The organism is Pseudomonas sp. TE6288, assembly GCF_054062095.1.
The window spans coordinates 101,800-123,353 of sequence record NZ_JBSSEW010000014.1 but is presented as its reverse complement, the minus strand read 5'-3'; the positions used below and the strand labels follow the sequence as shown (position 1 = coordinate 123,353).

Genomic DNA, 21,554 nt, shown 5'->3' with positions numbered 1-21,554 from the left:
CTTGCTTTTGCTGCCGCCTTGCTCTCTGCCTGGCGCGATGCCGGGCAACGGGCCGGTCCAGGCCCGTGCCCTGGCCTTGCGGACCTGCCTGGCAATTCGAACCATCGCTTGAGTGACTTTCTGTGAACGCACAACCCCTCGTCAGTATCGCCATCCCAGCGTTCAACCCCGACTTCTTCCGCACCACGCTGAACAGCGCGTTGACCCAAGATTATCCCAATCTGGAAATCGTGGTCTGCGATGACAGTGCTGGAGGTGAAATCGAGGCGATCTGCCAGGAGCTGGGTGAGGGTTCGAGTAAGCCCCTGCATTACGTGCGCAACCCTCGCAGGCTTGGATTTGCCTGCAACCTGATGGCGTGTCTGGAGCGCTCGTCTGGAGACTTCATCAAGTTCCTTTGCGATGACGATACGTTGCTTGGGTATTGCATCAGCTTGCAGGTCAAGGCAATGGAAGGCCGGCCGGGGGTCAGCATGGTTACGGGCCAGCGGCTGATCTGCGCCGCAGACGATGTGCTCCTGCCATCGCGCCCGCTCAACTTCATCATCTCGCCCGAAAGCGCGGTACTCAAAGGGACTGACCTGCTCGACAGCATCGCCGATAACGTCCCCAACCTGTTTGGTGGTATCAGCCATGCGTTGTTTCGCAGGGCACAGGTCGAGGAGTACCTGCCTACGCTGGTGCAGGATGGCCAAGGCTTCGTAGCGCGCCTTGATCTGGCACTTTTCAGCTGCCTGCTGCGCCGTGGCGATTTGTGCAGCCTTGAGCAGATTCTCAGCCTTGAGCGCGTTTACCCCGGGCGCCTGAGTCATCAGTCCACCATCATCGAGGCGGCCAAGGTCGAAACCGAGTGGCTGCGCCAGATGCTTGCGGCCCGTACAGGCGAGGCGGCGCCCTCTGCAGGTTGGGTGCGTTACCTTCCGCTGGCCTCTTATGCGGGAGGGGAGGGGCAGACGTGGGAAGAGGTGGACATGCGAGCCGCTTTTTCCAAGCAGATGGCCAACTACAACCAGCAAGTCGGTACTTACAGCCTTGATTTCACCGAGCTGTATGAGCAGTGGCTCGCGCACCGTGAGCTGTCGCCTGGCCAGGTGCGCTTGCTGCCCAAGCGTCTGGAGCAATGGCCTGCCATGCCGCGTATCGTTGTCGTCGTGTCGTGCAGCGAGGGCGAAGAGGACGCATTGCGTACCACTTTGGATAGCCTGGCAGTGCAGTCCTATGCGGCGAGTCGCATCCTGGTGGTCGCTGCTGCGGATGTCGAAGGGCTGGCGACAGAAGTGCAGTTCATCCGACCGCGTGGGCATGGGTTTGCCGAGCTTGAGCAATGGCTTGACGCTAACGATCAGGCAGAGTGGGTCTACCTGCTGCGTGCCGGTGATCGACTGCATCCTCACGCGCTGGTGATCATGGCTGAGCGTATGGCGCTGCGTGCCGAATGTGCCTGCTTGTACAGCGACGAAGGTAGCCATGATGGTCTGGCGCCTTCCCACCCGATCCTGAAGCCTGATTTCAACCTCGACCTGATGCGTAGCCTGCCCTATGTGGGGCGGATGTTGGCCTTCAGATGTTCGACGTTGCGTGCCTTGGGTGGTTTTGATGAGCGTTTCGCCGCACTTGCGCCACATGACCTGTTGTGGCGTGTGGTCGAGCAGCAGGGGCTGCAGGCCGTGGAGCACATTGCCGAGGTGCTGGTTCATTGCAAGCACACTTACGCCGACTGGCTGGGTGATGAACAGTGGCGAGAGCAGGCTGTCGGTGTGGTGCAGGCGCATCTGCAGCGCCTTGGGGTCGGGGCACAGGTGGACGCAATCGCGGGGGGTATGGTGTCCCGTGTCACCTACCAGCACGACCATGCTGCGAGCGTATCTATCCTGATCCATGTCGGGGCGTCGCTGCCGCTGTTGACCCGTTGCGTCGAGTCGCTGCTGGCCAATACCGCCTATGGTAGCTTCGAAGTGTTGCTGGTGGCGGACGAGCAGACGCCGGTTGATGTGCTTGCCTGGCTGTCGGCAATGGCTGGCATGGGTAGCGATCAGTTGCGTGTGGTTCAGGTGGCCGGCCACGGCCGGGCATCCGGCCTGAACCTTGCCAGCCAGCAGGCGCGCGGCGACTATCTGTTGTTGCTCGACAGCGACTGCGTGTTGTTCGACCGGCAATGGCTGCAGGAGTTGATGCAGCACGCCCAGCGTCCGGAAGTCGGCGTGGTAGGCCCCAAGCTCTTTTCCAATGATGGCAACGTTGTTTCTGCGGGCCTCGTGCTGGGACTCAACGGCCTGGTCGGCAGTGCGTTCGTTGGCTGTGGGGTGAATGCCGACAGCTACATGAACCGCTTGGGCATGGTCCAGAACTGGAGCGCCTTGAGCCTCGATTGCCTGGTTGTGCGCAGTGAACTGTTTGCCGAGTTGGGCGGCCTGGATACGGCAGCCTTGCAGGCGTCCCTGTTCGATGCAGACCTGTGCCTGAGAGCACGTGAAAAGGGGTATCTGGTTGTCTGGACACCATTTTCCAGGGTGGTCAAGTTCCCGTCGGCGGTGCCGGACGCGCAAGTGGCGCAACCCGGATCTTGCGATGGTGACGTCTTTTTTGACCGCTGGTTGCCCTGGATTGCCTGGGACCCGGCCTACAACCGGAACTTGAGCCTGAAGCTTGCGAACTTCAACTTCGAGCCTGGGTTGCGCGCAGGGTGGGACCCGTTCATGGCCCGTGCCATGCCTTCGGTGCTTGGGTTGCCGAGCAATACCTCGGCCATTGGTCACTATCGCGTGGTTCAGCCGTTCACAGAGCTGGAACAACGCGGCTGGATTCAGGGGCGTATCAACTACAGCACGCCTGGCCTGATCGAGCTGGAGCGGGAGAAGCCTGATGTGCTTATCCTGCAATGTCGCTACATGCCGCACAGTATCAGGGAGTTGAGCCAGCTCAAGCGTTACTCGAATGCCCGGCGCATCTACGAACTCGATGACTATGTGATCGAGCCATCGCAGAAGAACGACCATGTGCGCAACTTGCCGACCAACATCCGCGAGCTGGTCAGCGAGGGCGTAGGCTTGTGCGATCGGGTCGTGGTGTCCACCGAGCCGTTGGCCGATGCGCTTTCGAGCATGCACCATGACATCAGGATCGTTCCCAACATGCTCTCGGCTTCCTTGTGGACGGGCCTGGCCAGCGAGCGCCAGACCAGCGCCAGGCCGCGTGTCGGTTGGGCCGGCGGAACCAGTCATCGCGGTGACCTCGAGTTGCTGCTGGAGGTCATCAAGACCCTGGCCAATGAAGTGGACTGGGTGTTCTTTGGTATGTGTCCGGAAATGCTGCGGCCCTACATCAAGGAGTTTCACCCGGGGATTTCGTTCGCCGAATACCCGCGCAAACTGGCCAGCCTGAATCTTGATCTCGCGCTGGCGCCGCTTGAGCAGAATCTGTTCAACGACTGCAAGAGCAACCTTCGCCTGCTGGAGTACGGTGCTTGCGGTTTCCCGGTGATCTGCACCGACACCAAAGCCTATGCCGGCTACCTGCCGTGTACGCGGGTGAAAGACAACAGTACGGCGCAGTGGCTGGAGGCGATTCGCATGCACCTCGCCGATCCGCAGGCCAGCTATCGACAGGGTGATGCCCTGCGTGAGGTGGTGCTGCGAGACTACTTATTGACATCGCACCACCTGCAGCATTGGGCCAATGCCTGGTTGGCGGACTGAGTCTGGTAGCAGCCCGATACCCGGGCTGCAAAACGAAATTTTTGAAGAGGGCGCTATGGCCGAAATCACAACCGCACCATGCACCGAGGTGACTGTCATACTGCTGGGGCAGGGGCTGGCGGACTACCGGGCCCGTGCGCGCCATCATTACCAGCGGGCCGGTGTCCCGTGCCTGGCGCTCGACGCGTTGCAGCATTACCGCGAGCACCTTGTGCGGTTGCTGCAACAGGTCACTACGCCCTACGTGGTGCTCACCCATGAGGCTGACTTCGCGCTGCCGCCGGCCTTGCAGCGTGCTGCCACTTGCCTGGGCGAGCAACCCCAGGTTTGTGCAGCTCAGGGCCATGCCCTGGGTTTCGATGTGGGTAATGCCCAACTGACCTACCACAAGCTGGGTGGTGCGATGCCTGCGCGGGAAGGTGAGGGAGGGCTGGCCCGCCTGCGCCAGTATGGCCTTGCCGGCCGTCAGGCGTGGCGTGCAGTCACGCGCCTGCCAGCCCTGCAGGCTGCCCTGATGCAGGCGCCGGCTGATGCCGATCTGGCTGATTTTTGCCTTGGGTTGTCTTATGCGATCCTCGCTCAGGGAGAGGTTGCTGCCCTCGAGCAGACCGATGTGCTGTGCGCAATGCAGACTGAGGGTCGCGAGCAGGTGCAGCGCGAGGAGCGCCTGAACCGGGCGCTGTTCGACCTGCGCCAGCGGGATGCCCAAGGGGAGGCGTTGTGCGTTGGCGACGCGGAGTTCGCCGTGCTCCATCGCTTTGTTCGTGAGACTTACGACCAGGGTGACGCACCGTTGCTGTTCACCTCCACCTGGACCAGCGTGATCGATGACCCGGAGCGGCTTTTCGAGCCCCGCCAGTACGTCGAGATGCCTTACTACAACAGCGCCCTGTTCACTCAGCTGGTGGCGCTGGAGTTTCTTTGCCATGCGTTGCCGGCAGGCAAGGCGCAGCATGCGGCGCTGGAAGGGAGTTGGGTGCGTCAGCGGGACCTGGTGCAAGTACATCCTAATGACACGCCTGCAAGCCTTCAGTTACGTTACATGCAGGCGTTGGCGCTCGGCTTGTTCGATCCGCAGCTCTGCCACAAGCTCGTGGAATCGATGGGGGCAGAGCACGATAGTGATCAGGTCCGCGAAATGCGCAATTGGCTGGAGCGCTTGCAGCAGGTGTCGGGTATCGACCTTCAGCCGCGGCTGCAGGCCACCGCTTCCGGGCAGTTGCTGGCAAGCCTGGCGCAGGCGACACCGGACACTGCAGCACGCGAGCAGGTGCTGAAGTACCTGTCCGCTCACCCCGCAGGGCAGATTGCGTTCGTGGTGCTGGACCTGAAGAACGACGACGCGGCGTTGCAAGCCACCTTCGACAGTCTCCTGGCCAGCGGTATCCGTGACTTCAAACTGGTAGTGCTCAAGGGGGGCAAGCCTCCGGTCATCACTACGGCGCGCGACACCTTGCACTTCGTTCAGGTCAACGACGGTAACTGGTTGGCGCACCTGAACCAGGTGGTACGCCAGTTGCCGAGCGAATGGCTGATGCTCCTGCAGGCCGGCGACGAACTGCAGGCCGGTGGGTTGCTGCACTTGCTGGTGGAGTTGGCCGAGTCGCCTGCCTGTCAGGCGATCTGTGCCAATGAGGTACAGCGAGACGAGGAGGGGCGGTTGCACGCGGTGGTGCGCCCCGGTGCGGATCTGAACCTGTTGCGCAGCCAGCCTGGCCTGATGTCCCGGCACTGGTTGCTGCGCCGCCAGGCAGTCATCGAGCTGGGAGGTTACAGTGAGGCTCACCAGCAGGCACTGGAGTTCGACCTGTTGCTGCGTCTTGTCGAGTCGCACGGCGTTGGCTGCATGGCGCACCTGGATGACTATCTGGTTGTCGCGCAGCAGGCCTCGGCGGCGTTGATGCAGGCATCCCAAGGGGCGCTCAATCGTCATCTCGCCCAGTTGGGCTATCGTGCCCAGTTGAGCGAGCAGCAAGGCGAAGGGCAGCGTATCGATTTCCGACATGCGGCAACGCCGATGGTGAGCATTCTGCTCGCCAGCACAGGTGATCATGCCCAGCTCGACGCATGCCTGACCAGCGTGCTGCAGCGTACGCGATACCCTCGTTACGAAGTGCTGGTGGTATGCGCTGAAGAGGAAGTGGGTGCCTTGCAGCACCTGGGTGGACGTGTCCAGGTGCTGGTGGGCGAGCCTGGCGTGTCGCGCAATGCCTGGCTGAACCAGGCGGCGGAGCAGGCGCGGGGCGAGTACCTGGTGCTGCTCTCGGCGCAATGCCAGGTAATCGCGCCTGCCTGGATCGAAGGGTTGCTCAATGAAGCGCAGCGCCCCGAGGTGGGGGTAACCGGGGCGGCCTTGTATGCGCCCGATGGCACCCTGGCACATGGCGGATACGCCCTTCTGGAAGGTCCGCAGGTGGTAGCGCCATGGCAGGGGCTGTCGGCAGAGGAGTGCCGCATTGCCCGTTGGCCAGAGGCCGTGCGTGGTTGTGCGGCCGTCTCGGCAGATTGCCTGATGGTGCGTCAGGATGTCTTCGCCCATTGTGGCGGCCTGCAGATGGCGGAGGGGGCGGACCTTGATCTGTGCCTTGCAGCCGCGCAAGCCGGGCAACTTGTGGTGTGGACGCCTCAGGCGCAGTTGCAGGTGAGCGCGCAGCCGGTGCTGGGCGAGCGCCTGGCGCTTGACCTGCAGACTCGTTGGCCGTCGGCGTTCAGCGGCCGCAGCCTGCAGGCCCCCGCCATGGCCTGGCTCGAGCAGGTCCGCCAAGCTCGGTAAGTCAGGCGATTTATTGACGGGTTGCGGCGCCAGTCGTCGCAACCCTGCTTTGCCCCCCCTTTCCCTTCCGCATGCGTCATGCCTTGCCGTGCGGTCCGCACTTCCCGCCCATCGCCCAAATGAGCCAAAAACACTGGCGTAACCGAGCGCTTGCGAAATTGGCAATCTTTTTGCTTTGAAAGCCCAAGTTGCTGAATTGGTCAGTATTTTGTCAGCCCGTCCGGGGCAGCGGCCTCTCAAGGTAAGTCGACAATGAAAACAGTCATCCTGGCCGGCGGCCTGGGTACACGCATCAGCGAAGAGTCCCATCTTCGTCCCAAGCCAATGATCGAGATCGGCGGCAAGCCCATCATCTGGCACATCATGAAGATCTACTCGCACTACGGGATCAACGACTTCGTGATCTGCCTCGGTTACAAGGGCTACGTGATCAAGGAATACTTCGCCAACTATTTCCTGCACATGTCCGATGTCACCTTCGACATGTCGGAAAACCGTATGCATATCCACAACCGCAACGCCGAGCCCTGGCGCGTAACCTTGGTGGATACCGGCGAGAACACCGCGACTGGCGGGCGGATCAAGCGTGTGCGCGACTATGTGGGCGACGAGACCTTCTGCCTGACTTATGGCGATGGCGTGGCCAATGTCGACATCGGCGCACTGGTCGACTTCCACAAGCATCACGGCAAGCTATCGACGGTCACGGCCGTGCAACCACCAGGGCGCTATGGCGCACTCGACGTGCGTGGCGAGCAGGTGCATGGTTTCCAGGAAAAACCATTGGGTGACGGTGGCTGGATCAATGGTGGCTTCTTTGTACTTGAGCCTGGCATTTTCGATTTCATCGAGGGCGACGACACCACCTGGGAATATGAGCCGATGCGCGCGCTGGCCCAGAGCGGCCAGCTGATGAGCCATACCCACCGTGGATTCTGGCAGGCGATGGACACCCTGCGTGATCGCAATTACCTGGAAGAGCGCTGGAAGTCGGGAGAGGCGCAATGGCGGGTATGGTCGTAAGCCGCAGCTTCTGGAGCGGGCGTCGGGTCTTCTTGACCGGGCACAGCGGCTTCAAGGGCGGTTGGCTGGGGTTGTGGCTGAGCGAGCTGGGCGCCCAGGTGTATGGCTACTCCCTGGCGCCGGGCACATCGCCGGCGTTGCATGACTGCCTGGGATTGAGCGAGCGGATGGCTGGCGAGTTTGCGGACATCCGTGACGCGGCACAGTTGGCGCGCAGCCTGGCGGCGTTCCGTCCGGATGTGGTGCTGCACCTTGCTGCACAGCCGTTGGTGCGTGAGTCCTACCGCACTCCGGCCGAAACCTATGCGACCAATGTGACCGGTACCCTGAACCTGCTTGAGGCGGTGCGTCAGTGCGACAGCGTGCAAGCGGTACTGGTGGTGACCAGTGACAAGTGCTACGAAAACCGTGAATGGCAGTGGCCCTATCGCGAGCAGGATGCCCTTGGCGGGCATGACCCCTACAGCAGCAGCAAAGCCTGTGTCGAGCTGCTGTGCGCCTCGTGGCGCGATTCATTCTTGCGCGAGCGTGGTGTTGCACTGGCAACGGTCCGTGCTGGCAACGTGATCGGCGGCGGCGACTGGTCGGCCGATCGCCTGCTGCCCGACATCCTGCGTGCCTGGGATGCCAATGAGTCGCTGGTGCTGCGCTATCCGGGCGCGGTGCGTCCCTGGCAGCACGTGCTTGACCCGTTGCAGGGCTATCTGCTGCTGGCTCAGGCGCTGGTGGAGCAAGGCCAGGCCATGGCTCGGGCGTGGAACTTCGGCCCCGACAGCGAAGGCACCGCCACCGTCGGCGAGGTGGTGCAGACCATGGCCTCGTTGTGGCCAGGCGAGGCGCGCTGGTCGGTAGAGGCACTTGCGCAGCCGCACGAGGCCGGCCTGCTCACCCTTGACTCCTCCAGGGCCCGCCAGCTATTGGGCTGGCGCCCGGTCTGGGGGTTGCAGCAAGCCTTGCACCAGACCCTTGAATGGCATCGTGCCTGGCGCGATGGCCAAGACATGCAGCACTACAGCCGCGCGCAGATCGCGGCTCATGAAGGCGAAATCCAATGACTGATCAAACGGCGCAGCAGTTGCGTCAGCAAATTGCCGAGCTCGTAGGCCGTTATGCCGAGCTTGAGCTCACCGCGCCATCGTTCGTGCCAGGGCAGCATGCCGTGCCGCCATCGGGCAAGGTTATCGGAGCGCCCGAGCTTCAGGCCATGACCGAGGCGGTGCTCGATGGCTGGCTGACCACTGGGCGCTTCAACCAGGCGTTCGAAAAGCGCCTGGCGCGCTACCTTGGACGGCGCGGCGTGCTGACGGCCAACTCCGGCTCTTCCGCCAACCTGTTGGCGTTCTCGGCCCTGACCTCGCCACGATTGGGCGACCGGGCGATCATGAAGGGCGATGAGGTCATCGGCGTAGCTGCGGGCTTCCCCACCACGGTCAACCCGATCCTGCAGTTCGGTGCGGTGCCGGTGTTCGTCGATATCGAGATGGGCACCTACAACATCAACCCGGACTTGATTGAAGCCGCGATCGGCCCGCGCACCAAGGCGATCATGCTCGCTCACACCCTGGGTAACCCGTTCAACCTCAAGGTCGTGCGGGAGCTGTGTGACCGCTACGGGTTGTGGTTGATCGAGGATTGCTGCGATGCCCTGGGTGCCACCTACGATGGCCGTCAGGTCGGCAGCTTTGGTGACCTTGGCACGCTCAGTTTCTATCCCGCGCACCACATCACCATGGGGGAGGGTGGGGCGGTGTTCACCGATTCGCCGCTGCTCAAGCGTATCGTCGAGTCGTTCCGGGACTGGGGGCGCGACTGCTATTGTGGCCCAGGCGAAGACAATACCTGCCACAAGCGTTTCTGCTGGCAACTCGGCGACCTGCCCCAGGGGTATGATCACAAGTACACCTATTCGCACCTGGGCTACAACCTGAAGATCACCGACATGCAGGCTGCCTGCGCGCTGGCGCAGATGGACCGGGTGGATGACTTCATCGCCGCGCGCAAGCGTAACTTCGCCTGGCTCAGCGATCGCCTGGCCGGGTGCACCGAGCAACTGATCCTGCCCCACGCCACCCCCGACAGCGACCCCTCGTGGTTCGGTTTCCCGTTGACCCTGCGCGATGGCTGTGGCGTAGAACGCCTGGACCTGTTGCGCCACCTCGATGCGCAGAATGTTGGCACACGCTTGCTGTTTGCCGGCAACCTGACCCGCCAGCCGTACATGAAAGACCAGCAATACCGGGTAGCCAGTGACCTGAGCGTGACCGACAAGGTCATGAAGGACACGTTCTGGATCGGCCTGTGGCCGGGTTTGGGCGAGGCGCACCTGGAGCACGCGGCAAGCAGCATCGAAAGCTACGTGCGGAGACTGCGCTGATGCGCGCCTACGTGCTGTGTGGCGGCTTTGGCACGCGCCTGCAGAGTGTGACCCAGGGCGGTCAGAAAGCCCTGGTGCCGGTGCATGGCGCACCGTTTCTGCAGGCGGTCCTGTGCCAGTTGGCGCAGGCGGGCGTGACCGAGGCGGTGCTGTGCGCACATTTTCGTGCCGACCAGATGGCCGAGCACCTCAGCGTGTTGGCAACGGCCAGTGGCCTGTCGCTGCATCTGGTGGTCGAAGCCCAGCCACTGGGCACCGGTGGGGCGTTGCTCAATGCATTGCAGGAGCAGCCCGCGCAGGCCCGTTATCTGGTGCTCAACGCCGATACCTACCTGGATGCGCCGGCCTATCGCCAGGCGCTGCAGGCCGACGGCAATTGTGTGGTCGGGGTCAAGGTTGCTGACCGCAGCCGCTACGGTAGCCTGGCGCTCGACGGCGAGGGTGGCTTGCGTGCGATAGAAGAAAAAGGGCCTGCTGGCCCGGGCCTGATCAACGCGGGGGTTTACGCCTTTGTTGCCACGGCATTTGCCGGTGCCACCGTGCAGGCATGTTCACTGGAGCGCGACCTGCTGCCCTCGCTGCTGCAACGGGCAACGGTGGGCGTAGGTGAATACGAGGGGCGCTTCATCGATATCGGCACGCCGGAGTCGTTCGCCCGTTATGCCAGTGAATTCCAGGGGGGCACTGCACCATGAACTCACTCGTCCAGACCCTGAGCATCAGCGCGCGGCGCAGCATTCTCGATGCCATCGAACATATCGAGGCCGGTGCCTTGCAGATCGCCTTCGTTGTCGACGATGGCGGTTGCCTGGTGGGTGTGGTGACCAATGGTGATGTGCGTCGACACCTGCTGCAGGGGGGGCAGACCGACGCCCCCGTCACTACCTGCATGAACCGCCAGTTCAGGGCGGTAGCTGTCGGCACTTCGCGAGAAGAGCTGCTGAAACTGTTCGACCTTGGCTACATTGCCATCCCAGGGGTAGATGCTGAGCAGCGCCTGGCTGAAGTCTACACCCGCCAGTTGGCCGCAAGTGCCGAGGTGCCGGTGCTGGCGCGGGCTCGAGCGCCGGTGCGCATGAGCTTCTGTGGAGGCGGTACCGACCTTACCTATTTCTTCATCGACCACCCGGCGGCGGTGCTCAGTTGCACGGTCGGTTTGTATGCCCATGCCACGCTGGTGCCACGCAAGGACCAGCAGATCAGCATTCATGCTGAAGACCTGGGGCGCGAGGAGCACTTCCATTCGCTGGCTGACCTGTTGGCAGCCCCTGAGAAAAGCCTGCTGGCCACCATCATTGCGGTGATCAAGCCTGACTACGGGTTTGACCTGTTCCTGCGTTCGGACTTCCCGGTGGGCTCTGGCCTTGGCGGGTCTTCGGCGGCCACCACGGCGACCATTGCAGTGTTCAACGAGCTGCGCCAGGACCGCTGGAGCACCTACGAGATCGCCGAGCTCGCCTTCCAGGCCGAGCGCCTGTGCTTTGGCATCGCGGGGGGCTGGCAGGATCAGTACGCCTCCGCGTTCGGCGGTTTCAACCTGATCGAGTTCGAGAACCAGCGCAACCTGGTGCACCCGATTCGCCTGGAAGACGCGATCCGCAACGAATTCGAATCGTGCCTGCTGCTGTGCAATACCGGCATCTCCCACGATTCGGGGCGCCTGCACGAACTGCAGCGCGAAGAGATTGAAGCCCAGGACTCGCAAACCGAACTGCTGCACGCCAGCGTGGCGTTGTGCCGGCGGATGCATCGCCACCTTATCCGTGGCGAACTGCGCGGTGTCGGGGTTTGTCTTGATGAGGCCTGGCGCCTCAAGAAGCGCTTCTCAACCGCGATCAGCCACGGTCGGCTCGACGATATCTATGAAGCGGCCATTGCCGCTGGCGCGGTGGGAGGCAAGTTGCTGGGCGCAGGCGGCGGCGGCTTCTTCCTGTTCTATGTCCAGCCACAGCTGCGCCAACGGGTGATACGCGTGTTGTCCGAGCTTGGCTGCGAAACCCAGAATTTCCGATTTGAATCCAGCGGCGTAACCTCATGGCGAGCGAAAATCCAATGACCCCCATTCTTCTTGACGGCACCCCGCTGGGCGGCGAGCACGTCTATGTCATCGCCGAGGTGGGCAACAACCACAACGGCTCCCTGGATTTGGCCCTGCGCCTGGTCGATGCCTCCATCGAAGCCGGTGCCGACTGCGTCAAGTTCCAGTTGCGCAACCGTGAAGCCCTGTACCGACGCAAGGCTGATGGCTCGCGAGCCGAAGACCTGGGCGTCGAGTACATCCAGGACCTGCTGGACAAGGTCGAGCTGAGTTTGGACGAGCACCGCCAGGTGCGTGACTACTGCGCCCAGAAGGGCATTACCTACCTGTGCACGCCCTGGGACGAGCCCAGTGTCGATGCGCTGGCGACCTTCGATGTGGCGGCGCTGAAAATCGCATCGGCCGACCTGTGCAACCCGTATCTCATCGCTAAGGCCGCCAGCCTGGGCAAGCCGTTGATTCTGTCTACCGGCATGTCGTTCGAGCACGAAATCATTCGTGCAATCGAGCAACTCAACGCGCTCGGCACGCCATTCGCGCTGCTGCATTGCAACAGCGCCTACCCGGCGCCGGAGTCCGATATTCAGCTGGGCTATCTGCGCCGTTTGCAGGAGCTGCACGGGCTGGTTGGCTACTCCGGCCATGAGCGAGGCATCGCCATCACCCTCGGCGCTGTGGCGCTGGGTGCCAAGCTGGTGGAGCGGCACATCACCCTGGATCGCGACATGGAAGGGCCGGACCACCTGGCCAGCCTTGAGCCGACCGAGTTCCGCCAACTGGTCGACGGTATTCGCCAACTGCAACTGGCCTTGCCGTGGCAAGGGCCTGGGCGTCATGCCAGCCAGGGTGAATTGCTCAACCGCGAGAACCTGGCTAAAAGCGTCATCGCGGCCCGCGATATCAGCCGAGGCACCCTCATCAGCGCCGATATGCTGCGGGTGGCCAGCCCCGGCCAGGGCCTGGCGCCGTATCGCCTCGAAGAGCTGCTGGGCAAACCGGCAAACCGTGATATCAGCCAAGGCGATTTCCTGTTCGACAGCGACCTGCAAGAGCAGCAGGCGAGCCAGCCTTTGACGTTCAACCTCCCCGTACGCTGGGGCGTACCAGTTCGGTACCACGACTTCGCCGATTATCATCGCCGCATTACCCCCGACCTGTTCGAGTTCCATCTCTCGTACCGTGACCTGAGCCTGGCACCGGCGCCTTTCCTGGCGCGCACCGAGTGTTCGCGGCTGGTCGTCCACGCCCCGGAGCTGTTCGAGAACAGCGAACTGCTGGACCTGGTGGCCGATGACCCGGCGTATCGTCAGCGCTCGATCGACAATCTGCAGCGGGTGGTGGATGCCACCTTGCAGATTGGTGAGTTCTTCCCCCACGCCGATGCCAGGTTGATCGTCGCCAACATCGGAGGTTTCTCTGCCGACCAGCCGCGACCGCTGGCTGAGCGTCGTGAACTGTACGAGCGCTTCCACGAGGCCTGTGCGCGGGTCGACTTTGCCGGAACCGAATTGATCCCGCAGAACATGGCGCCGTTCCCTTGGCATTTTGGTGGCCAGCGCCACCAGAACATCTTCATGATGCCCGACGAGCTGGCGGAGCAGGCACGCACCCATGGCTTGCGCTTGTGCCTGGACTTGTCCCACCTGCAGATGACCTGTTTCCACTTCGGCCTCGACTTCCAGGTTGCGCTGCGCGAGCTGCTGCCGTACTCGGCGCACTTGCATGTGGCCGATGCCAAGGGCACCAACGGTGAAGGTGTGCTGATGGGCACCGGCGACATCGATTGGCCTGCCAGTTGGGCACAGATTGCACAAAACACCCATGCCAGCTTCATCCCTGAAGTCTGGCAGGGCCACAAGGACCACGGTGCCGGCTTCTGGTCGGCGTTGCGTTTCCTCGAATCATTGTGAGGCGCCATTGATGACTGTTGAACATCTGAACGACCGCCTGGAGCGCTTGCTGAGCGAGCCCGTGGAAGCCATCCGCCAGCGCCAGCACGAAACGCTTGATCACCTGCTCGGCGGCCTGGACAAGCCCTTCATCCTGTTTGGCGCCGGCAACCTGGGGCGCAAGGCTGTCAAGGTCCTGCAAGGCATGGGGCTGCGCCCCGAGGCGTTCATCGACAACAATCCGGCTCTCTGGGGCAGCGAGGTTCAGGGCGTCCCGGTGTTCAAGCCAGCAGACTACGTGGCGCAGCACCAGGGCGAGCTGCCAGGCATGATCGCCACTATCTGGTGCGGCGAAGCGACCGATCGCATGCAGGATCGCCTTGAGCCCTTGCTGGCCTTGGGCTTCCAACGCATCGCGCTGTTCGGGCACCTGGCATGGCGTTACCACGAGAGCTTCCTGCCGCACTATTCGCTGGACCTCCCGGAAAAGGTGGTTGCCCAAGCCGAGCGCATTCGCCAGGCTTATGCCTTGCTGGGCGACGACGCATCGCGCCAGTTGTTCGTCGATCACGTGCAATGGCGTCTGTTCCTCGACTACGACCTGCTGCCGCCTGCTTCGCCACGTGCAATCTACTTCGATGCAGCGTTCAGCAACACCAGGGCTGACGAGGTGGTCTACGACATTGGCGCGTTCAATGGCGATTCTGTCGAAGGGTATCTGCACAGCGGCCGCCCGTTCAGCCAGATTCATTCGTTCGAGCCATCGTCGGCCAACCACGCGGCGTTGCGTGCCACGCTGGCGGCATTGGAGGGCAGCGAGCGCTTCCATGCCCACCAGAAGGCTGTCGGCGACAGCAGCGGTGAAATCTTCATGGAAGCCACTGGTGGCCCTGCTGCCCGTGTTGGCAGCGGCAGTGAGCGCGTGCAGGTGACAACCCTCGATGAGCTGGCCGAAACCATCGCCTCCCCGACGTTCATCAAGATCGATATCGAAGGGTTCGAACCGCAGTGCCTGGCTGGCGGCAAGCGCCTGATCAGCGAGCGCCAGCCGCTTATCGCCGTGTGCGTGTACCACGAGCAAGACCACCTTTGGAGCATCTTGCTGCAACTGCACGGTTACTACCCGGGCTACCACTTCAGCCTCGGGCCGCACCTGGCAGAAGGCTGGGACCTGGTGCTGTACGCCGTGCCTGCCGACCGTCTTCCCACTTTGAATCGTGCCGAGTAAAGCCCCCATGCGCGTTGCCGACTATATCTTCCAGTTCATCGCCGACCAGGGCATCGGGCATGTGTTCTTCCTGCCTGGCGGTGGTGCCATGCACCTGAACAATGCCTTGCTGCGCCAGCCGCGTCTCAGTGCGGTCAGCATGCTTCACGAGCAAGGCGCGGCCATCGCTGCCGAAGGCTATGCCCGTACCTCGGGGCGCTTCGGCGCCTGCCTGGTCACCTCCGGCCCTGGGGCCACCAACGCTATTACCGGCCTGGCCGGTGGCTGGTTCGAATCCACGCCGATGTTCTTCGTGTCGGGCCAGGTCAAGCGTGCCGATCTCAAGGGCGAGACTGGCCTGCGCCAGTTGGGGACCCAGGAGCTGGATATCGTCAGCGTGGTCAGCCCGCTGAGCAAGTACGCTGTGTGCCTGCTCGACCCCCTGCGCGTGCGGTACGAGCTGGAAAAGGCTGCCTACCTGATGCTGAACGGGCGCAAAGGCCCGGTGTGGCTGGATGTGCCTCTGGATGTTCAGGCTACCGAGATCGACCCTGGCCAGTTGGAAGGCTTCGAGCCGCCCGAAGATGACGCCCACTTGCCCGACGCGGCTGCGTTGCAGCGTTTGGCTCAGCGTTTGAAAGAGGCACAGCGCCCGGTACTGCTGGTTGGCAATGGTGTGCACTGTGCCTCGGCTGAAACCAGCCTGCGTCAGCTGGTCGAGCAACTGGGTATTCCGACCCTGACCACCTGGATCGGTGCCGACCTGCTGGAATTCGATCACCCGCTCTACTTCGGGCGTTGTGGTACGGTTGCCGCCCGTGGGGCCAACTTCACTGTGCAGAATGCCGACCTGGTACTGGCCATCGGTTGCCGCATGGATTTCTCCATCACCGGTTTCAACCGCGCGCATTTCGCCCGTGCTGCCGACATCGTGGTGGTAGACATCGATGCGGCCGAAATCGACAAGCTCGGTGATATGCCTGACGAGCGCTTCGTCTGCGATGCCAAGGCGTTCATCGACGGCCTGAGCCAGGCCACGGCGCAGGGTGGACATGCCTATCCCGCCTGGATCGAGCGTTGCACGACGTGGAAGCACAGCTACCCGGTAGTGCTGCCGGAGTACCGTAAGCCGAGCCCTTACGTAAATACCTATGTGTTTGCTGAAACCCTGTCGGCAGCCATGGCCGAAGGCGACCAGATCATTCCGGGTAGCTCCGGTGCGGCGCTGGACACCTTCTGGCTGGCCGTGCGCCTCAAGCGTGGCCAGCGCGCGGTGGCCACAGGCGGCCTCGGTTCGATGGGCTATGGCCTGCCAGCGTCCATTGGCGGCTGCCTGGGCAGCGGACGGCGGCGGACCATTTCGGTGGATGGTGACGGTGGTTTCGTCATGAACATTCAGGAGCTTGAAGTGGTACGCCGCCTGCGCCTGCCGATCAAGTACTTCATCCTCAACAACAACGGTTACGCCTCGATCCGCGCATCCCAGGGCGGGTACTTCAAGGAAACCATCGGCTGTGATCCGGACTCGGGGCTGACCCTGCCGGATATCAGCGCCCTGGCTGCAGCCTTTGGCCTGGCGACCGTGCGTATCACCGGTGAGGATGACTTGCGTGCCAGCCTGGACAAGGTATTGGCCCAGGAAGGCCCGGTGCTCTGCGAACTGATGGTCGAACCTGACCAGGCCATCGGTCCACGGGTGACTTCGCGCATCGGCCAGAACGGCGCGATGGTCTCAAGGCCATTGGAGGACTTGTTCCCCTTCCTTGAGCCAGAAGAGTTGCAGGCCAACATGCTGATTCCGCTGGTGGAGCAATGACATGAGCGATTACCTGAGCCAGTACGCCGACGCCGGCCTGTACACCATGCAAGGCCGGTTGGGGGCGCCCGAGGGCGGGCGCTTCCAGTCCTTCCCCCGCGATGGCTGGATGCGCGAAATCGAGAATGCCCGCAAAGCCGGGCTGCGTGGTATCGAGTGGATCTACGACCTGTATGGCGAAGGGGCCAACCCGCTGGAAACCCCGGAAGGCCGCGAGCAACTGCGCCAGGCGCTGAACGCCCACGAGGTTTCGGTGGTATCGATCTGCGCCGATTACTTCATGGATCGCCCGCTGCTGCGCTGCAGCGAAGCGGAGCATCAGCAGTTGCTTGAACGCCTGCAGTGGCTGTTGGGCATCTGCCCGGAAATGGGCGTTACCCGCGTGGTATTGCCGTTTGTCGATGCTTCCAGCATGCGTACCGTGGATGAGTGCGAGCAGGTCGTCAAGGCGCTGACCAAAGTGCTGCCCGAAGCCGAGCGCTTTGGGGTGGAACTGCACCTGGAGACCGACCTGGGGCCTCAGGATTTTGCGGCATTCCTGGCACGTCTGGACCACCCGATGGTGTGGGTGAACTACGACGCGGGCAACAGTGCATCGCTGGGGTTCCGCCCGGCAGATGAGTTTGCTGCCTACGGCAAGCGCATTGGCAGTTTCCACATCAAGGACCGGCGCCAGGGCAGTACTACCGTGCCCCTGGGGCAGGGGGATGCTGATTTTGCCGAGCTGCTCGAACAACTGCGCCGTTATGACTACCGCGGCGATTTCGTGCTGCAGGTGGCACGCGGTGAGCCGGGTGATGAAGTGCGCTGGCTGGCGCAGATGGCGACGCTTGCCTGTGAGTGGCTGCGTGGCAACGCCTTGAGCGAGAAAAAGGGAGCAAACCTGTGAAAGTGCTGTTCTGTGGCCTGGGTGGGATCGGCCAGCGTCATTTGCGCAACCTGCGCCAGTTGCTGGGCGAGCGCCTTGAGGTGCACGCCTATCGAGTACGTGGCCAGAAGATCAAGCTGCGCGACAACCTGACCATCGATGAAGGCGCCGACCTGGAAACCGACTACGGAATCACCGTGCACCGGGACCTGGACGCGGCGCTGGCGGTGGCGCCGGACGCTGCGTTCATCTGCAACCCAAATGCGCTGCACGTACCGGTAGCGCTGGCCTGCGTCAAGGCCAACGTACCGGTATTCATGGAAAAGCCCCTGGCCAGCGACCTGCACGGTGTGGCCGAGTTGCTGGAGGAGGTTCGCCAGCGCCGCCTGGTGTTCCACGTGGGCTACCAGTTCCGCTTCCACCCTGGCCTGCAGCGCATGAAAGCCTTGCTCGACAGCGGCTTCTTCGGTCGCCTGATCAGTGTGCGTGCCGAAATCGGCGAGTACTTGCCCAATTGGCATCGTTATGAAGATTACCGGCAGATGTATGCGGCCCGTGCCGACCAAGGTGGCGGCGTGGTGCTTTCGCAGATCCATGAAATGGACTTGCTCTATTGGTTCTTCGGGCTGCCGCAGAGTATCACCAGCCATGGCGGCCAGTTGAGTGGCCTGGAAATCGACGTCGAAGACAGTGTGTCTTCGTTGCTGCGTTATGAGAGTTCCGCCGGGCGCTTCCCGGTGATGCTGCATCAGGACTACCTGCAGCGGCCGCCGGTGCGTGTGTTCAAGATCGCAGGCGATGCCGGTGTGGCTGAGATGGACCTGCTGGCCAACCGCCTGCGGGTGTATGACACCCAGGGTGAGTTGTGCGAGCAGGATGCCTTTGAAGGTTTTGCGCGCAACGACATGTTCCTTGCCCAGGCCGGGCATTTCCTGGAATGCGTGGCCAGTGGCGAGCGGCCGGTCGTGGACTTGCATGATGGCTTGCAGAGCCTGCGCCTGGCTCTGGCTGCCCTGCGCTCGCTGAAGGATCAGCGCGAAATCCGCCTTGATGAGGTTCAGGTCGATGAATGACGTGCAGGCACTGTTTGATCTGAGCGGCCGCGTGGCAGTGATCACCGGTGGTGCCGGCTTGCTGGGTTACCAGCATGCCGCCACCATTGCCGGTCTGGGCGGCACGCCAGTTTTGCTGGATATCGACGCCTCTGGTCTTGAGCGCAATGCCGCGAAACTTCAGGAAACCTATCCCTGCAAGCCCCTTGCCCTGGTCGCCGACATCACCGACCTGGCTGCCGTGAAAGATGCCGCCGATCAAGTGCAGGCCGCGTTCGGCAAGGTCGATATCCTGATCAACAACGCTGCCCGCAACCCCAAGGTCGAAAACACCGACGGCCAGGATTTCTCGCGGCTTGAGCATTTTCCCTGGGAGCAGTGGCGCCTGGATATCGACGTGGGGCTGGGGGGCGCTTTCAATTGCGCCAAGATATTTGGCAGCCAGATGGCGAGCCAAGGGCGTGGGGTGATCATCAACATTGCCTCTGATCTTGGCGTCATTGCGCCGGACCAGCGTCTGTACCGTGTCGATGGCCGTGAGGCGGACAACCAGCCGGTGAAGCCTGTGACCTACTCGGTGGTCAAGCATGGCCTGATTGGCCTGACCAAGTACCTGGCCACTTACTGGTGCGAGCAGGGCGTACGTTGCAACGCCTTGTCTCCAGGGGGTGTTTTCGCTGGGCAGAACGATGTGTTTCTCAGCCGCCTGACCCAGCTCATTCCGCTGGGGCGCATGGCCGAGGCTGACGAGTACCGGGGGGCGATAGCCTTCCTGTGCTCGGATGCCAGCACTTACATGAACGGTACGAACCTGGTGGTCGACGGGGGGCGCAGCACATGGTGACCTCGCCTGGGGACTTCATTGCCCGCGCCTGCATCTGTTGTGCCAGCGAGCAGTTGGACAAGTCCGGCGCGGTGCTGATGCCCTTCGTGGCCAAGCGGGTCTTTGATCACGACCCTGTCGAGATCACTACCGAATGGGGCCTGCGCGACCTGCGTGTTGGCATGGCCTACACCCTGTGCAATTCGGTGCAGTGCCAGGTGTGTGGCGCGCTGTTTCTCGACTACCGCTTCACGGATACGCAGATGGCCGCGTTGTATGCAGGTTATCGGGACGAAGCCTACACCCGTCAGCGCGACCACTACGAACCCGGCTATGCCGCCGTGGCCGAGCATTACCACGGGCGTGAGGACTATATCGCCGACGTCGAGCACTGGCTGGCAAGGCATGTCCCCAGGCAGCCTGCGGTGCTCGACTGGGGAGGTGGCAGCGGCCTGAACACGCCGTTCCGGGGGCAGCATTCGCTGCTGCACGTGCATGACATATCGGCGGTAGAGCTGGCCGATGGGGCTGAGTCGATCAGCCCGGACCAATTGGTGCGTGGCCGCTACGATCTGGTGACATGCTGCCAGGTGCTGGAACATGTCTCATCGCCAAGGTCGCTCCTCGAGCAGATCCTCCCAGCGATGGGTCGCGACACTTTGCTTTATCTCGAAGTGCCTCATGAGGCGCTGATGCGCGAGCATCCGGATAGCCTGACCCTCGCCAGGGCCAAGAAGCACTGGCACGAACACATCAACTTCTTTACCCAGCAAGCACTCCATCGGCTGGTAGAGGGTGCCGGGCTGAGGGTGGTCGATAGCCACCTGTTGCCGGTTGACCTCGGCTGGCGCAAAGCCGAGGTGATGGGCGTGCTGGCGAGGTTGGCATGATGTTCGAGGCGTTCGACCCGCGTAGCGATGGCCAGGTTGGCGAGGAGCTACGGCGCCTGCCCGTGCTGGCTGAGTTGCATGAAGCGTTGGCCGGCAAGCACTTGTTGGTGACCGGGGGAACCGGCTTCTTCGGGCGCTGGCTGCTGGCGCTGGTCAATCAGCTCAACCGCGTAGGGGCTGACATCGAGGTGACGCTGGTCTCGCGGGATCCGGCTGCTTTCCTGGCGGCAATGCCGGGCTATCGCGAATGTGCCTGGCTGCGTTGGCAGGTCACCGACATTCGCCGCTTGGGCGCGCTGCCCGGGCGGCCTGCGCAGTTGATCGTGCATGCAGCAGCAGATACTTCGGCCGCTGCTCATGCGCAGCCCTTGGCGTTGTTCGAAACAATTGTCGAAGGCGCCCGTCGGGTGTTTGACCTGGCTGTGCAAAGCGGTTGCGAGCGCGTGCTAATTACAGGCTCTGGCGCCCAGTACGGCGACTTGCCCAGTGACCGTGGGGTGCCAGAGCAGCATGCCGGTGCCTGCCCAAGCAACCAGGCCGGCAGCGCGTACGGCGAAGGCAAGCGGGCGCAGGAAACCCTGGCCGCCCTGTATGCCCAGGCCCATGGCCTGCCGGTAGTGATGACCCGCTGCTTTGCTTTTGCAGGCCCCGGCCTGCCACTGGATGCACACTTCGCTATCGGCAACTTTGTGCGCGATGCCCTGTTCGCCGACGAAATCGTACTCAATTCAAGCGGCGAGGCTGTGCGCAGCTACCTACATGGTGCCGACCTGGCTGCTTGGCTACTGCTGTTGCTGGTGCGCGGCGAACCTGGGCAGGCCTACAACGTCGGCTCCGACCAGCCAGTGACTATCGCCGAGCTGGCTGCGCGGGTCATTGCCCGTGTCGCGCCGCACAAGCCGCTGCGCATCCTGGGGCGGCCAGAGGGCGCAGCGCGCTCTTTCTACGTGCCCGATACAAACCGTGCCAAGGCACTGGGGCTGCAAACCTGGACTTCGCTGGACGGCTGCATCGACAGCATGGCCCGTTGGGCCCGTGCACTGCCGCGTTCGGCCTGAGCTTCAGTGCCATCGATCCGGGGCTGTAGCCCCGGCGACCTTCCATTT

Annotated in this window: 15 protein-coding genes; all 15 read left to right on the top strand. The window is 62.7% G+C overall.

Features of this window, described 5'->3' with window-relative positions:
• The first annotated feature begins 122 nt into the window (after positions 1–122).
• The 15 genes from ACVWY1_RS16400 to ACVWY1_RS16330 all read left to right on the top strand — a co-directional run bounded on the left by ACVWY1_RS16400 (position 123) and on the right by ACVWY1_RS16330 (position 21,506).
• The gene (locus tag ACVWY1_RS16400) at positions 123–3,695 is read left to right on the top strand and encodes a glycosyltransferase (RefSeq protein ID WP_457378513.1); all 3,573 of its coding nucleotides are present in this window, start codon (positions 123–125) and stop codon (positions 3,693–3,695) included.
• 55 nt (positions 3,696–3,750) lie between these two features.
• Complete coding sequence (locus ACVWY1_RS16395) at positions 3,751–6,468, top strand: glycosyltransferase (RefSeq protein WP_277505266.1); 2,718 nt, start codon at positions 3,751–3,753, stop codon at positions 6,466–6,468.
• Between the two features lie 252 nt (positions 6,469–6,720).
• Positions 6,721–7,491, top strand: coding sequence for a glucose-1-phosphate cytidylyltransferase (gene rfbF, locus ACVWY1_RS16390; RefSeq protein WP_102683063.1), 771 nt, complete (start codon positions 6,721–6,723; stop codon positions 7,489–7,491).
• Positions 7,473–8,546 carry a CDP-glucose 4,6-dehydratase gene (gene rfbG / locus ACVWY1_RS16385; RefSeq protein ID WP_277505264.1) on the top strand — a complete coding sequence of 358 codons (1,074 nt, stop codon included), beginning with the start codon at positions 7,473–7,475 and terminating at the stop codon, positions 8,544–8,546. Before rfbF ends, rfbG begins: the two co-directional genes overlap by 19 nt.
• Entirely contained in the window at positions 8,543–9,865 is a 1,323-nt protein-coding gene (gene rfbH, locus ACVWY1_RS16380) for a lipopolysaccharide biosynthesis protein RfbH (RefSeq protein WP_277505262.1), read from the top strand. Before rfbG ends, rfbH begins: the two co-directional genes overlap by 4 nt.
• Positions 9,865–10,560, top strand: coding sequence for a sugar phosphate nucleotidyltransferase (locus ACVWY1_RS16375; protein WP_457378512.1), 696 nt, complete (start codon positions 9,865–9,867; stop codon positions 10,558–10,560). Before rfbH ends, ACVWY1_RS16375 begins: the two co-directional genes overlap by 1 nt.
• Complete coding sequence (locus ACVWY1_RS16370; protein ID WP_457378511.1) at positions 10,557–11,921, top strand: GHMP family kinase ATP-binding protein; 1,365 nt, start codon at positions 10,557–10,559, stop codon at positions 11,919–11,921. The genes ACVWY1_RS16375 and ACVWY1_RS16370 overlap by 4 nt, the downstream gene beginning before the upstream one ends.
• Positions 11,918–13,813, top strand: coding sequence for an N-acetylneuraminate synthase family protein (locus ACVWY1_RS16365; RefSeq protein WP_457378510.1), 1,896 nt, complete (start codon positions 11,918–11,920; stop codon positions 13,811–13,813). The genes ACVWY1_RS16370 and ACVWY1_RS16365 overlap by 4 nt, the downstream gene beginning before the upstream one ends.
• Positions 13,814–13,823: 10 nt before the next feature.
• Positions 13,824–15,020 (top strand): FkbM family methyltransferase, encoded by a 1,197-nt coding sequence (locus tag ACVWY1_RS16360; protein ID WP_158247511.1) that lies wholly within the window; start codon positions 13,824–13,826, stop codon positions 15,018–15,020.
• A gap of 7 nt (positions 15,021–15,027) precedes the next feature.
• Entirely contained in the window at positions 15,028–16,815 is a 1,788-nt protein-coding gene (locus ACVWY1_RS16355; RefSeq protein WP_277505254.1) for a thiamine pyrophosphate-binding protein, read from the top strand.
• 1 nt (position 16,816) lies between these two features.
• Complete coding sequence (locus tag ACVWY1_RS16350) at positions 16,817–17,704, top strand: sugar phosphate isomerase/epimerase family protein (RefSeq protein ID WP_102683056.1); 888 nt, start codon at positions 16,817–16,819, stop codon at positions 17,702–17,704.
• Complete coding sequence (locus tag ACVWY1_RS16345; RefSeq protein WP_277505253.1) at positions 17,701–18,756, top strand: Gfo/Idh/MocA family protein; 1,056 nt, start codon at positions 17,701–17,703, stop codon at positions 18,754–18,756. Before ACVWY1_RS16350 ends, ACVWY1_RS16345 begins: the two co-directional genes overlap by 4 nt.
• Positions 18,749–19,579 carry an SDR family oxidoreductase gene (locus tag ACVWY1_RS16340; RefSeq protein WP_457378509.1) on the top strand — a complete coding sequence of 277 codons (831 nt, stop codon included), beginning with the start codon at positions 18,749–18,751 and terminating at the stop codon, positions 19,577–19,579. The genes ACVWY1_RS16345 and ACVWY1_RS16340 overlap by 8 nt, the downstream gene beginning before the upstream one ends.
• Positions 19,573–20,448 (top strand): class I SAM-dependent methyltransferase, encoded by an 876-nt coding sequence (locus ACVWY1_RS16335; RefSeq protein ID WP_457378508.1) that lies wholly within the window; start codon positions 19,573–19,575, stop codon positions 20,446–20,448. The genes ACVWY1_RS16340 and ACVWY1_RS16335 overlap by 7 nt, the downstream gene beginning before the upstream one ends.
• Positions 20,445–21,506 carry an NAD-dependent epimerase/dehydratase family protein gene (locus ACVWY1_RS16330; RefSeq protein WP_457378507.1) on the top strand — a complete coding sequence of 354 codons (1,062 nt, stop codon included), beginning with the start codon at positions 20,445–20,447 and terminating at the stop codon, positions 21,504–21,506. Before ACVWY1_RS16335 ends, ACVWY1_RS16330 begins: the two co-directional genes overlap by 4 nt.
• Positions 21,507–21,554 lie beyond the last annotated feature (48 nt).